The 718-nt window shown below is 34.3% G+C and carries 1 protein-coding gene; it reads left to right on the forward strand.

Annotated features, from left to right (window positions below):
- Nucleotides 1–92: 92 nt before the first annotated feature.
- Nucleotides 93–545, forward strand: coding sequence for an AAA family ATPase (locus D1604_RS15285; protein WP_000395530.1), 453 nt, complete (start codon nt 93–95; stop codon nt 543–545).
- Nucleotides 546–718: the final 173 nt, after the last annotated feature.

Consider the following 718-nt stretch of genomic DNA (forward strand, 5'->3'; position numbering starts at 1 on the left):
GCTCATTTCAATAGTTATGACATTTTGAAAAAAGGTTCTCACTTATCAGGTGCATATAAACGAAAAATTTTTTCTAAAGAAAATACACGATTTTGGAGTTTAATATTAACTCGAAAGAATCTTCGCAACAACTTGATATTCTCTATAAAGAAGTTGGTGTATTAAGTTTGGGACAAAAAGTTGTAGCCATGCTTGATTTTTTATTAGCATATAGTGATTATTCTAAAGACTTCAGACCATTGATTATTGATCAGCCTGAAGACAATCTAGACAATCGTTATATTTGCAGGCATTTAGTTCAGCAGTTTAGAGATGTGAAAGCTCAACGTCAAATTATTTTAGCAACACATAATGCTACAATTGTAACAAATTCTATGACAGATCAAGTTGTTATTATGGAGTCAGATGGAGTTAACGGATGGATTGAATCACAGGGATATGTTAGTGAAAAATATATAAAAAATCATATCATCAATCAATTAGAGGGAGGAAAAGATTCCTTCAAGCATAAAATGTCTATATATGAGACGGCTTTATCAGAGTAGAGTCAGAAAAAGTAGGTTAGAAATTTAGCCTACTTTTTTCTTTGTCCGACTGGCATAGTGTGCATCTGAGGTCCAAGTCCTCTGTGGATATTTGCTGCAGATGAAACCAATAGCGACTCCTAAGCCTGAATATCGTGAGGTGGGGGGGATAGGAAGGAATTAGCGAAATCAAG

This window comes from Brevundimonas sp. LPMIX5 (assembly GCF_003576505.1).
Lineage (GTDB): Bacteria > Pseudomonadota > Alphaproteobacteria > Caulobacterales > Caulobacteraceae > Brevundimonas > Brevundimonas naejangsanensis.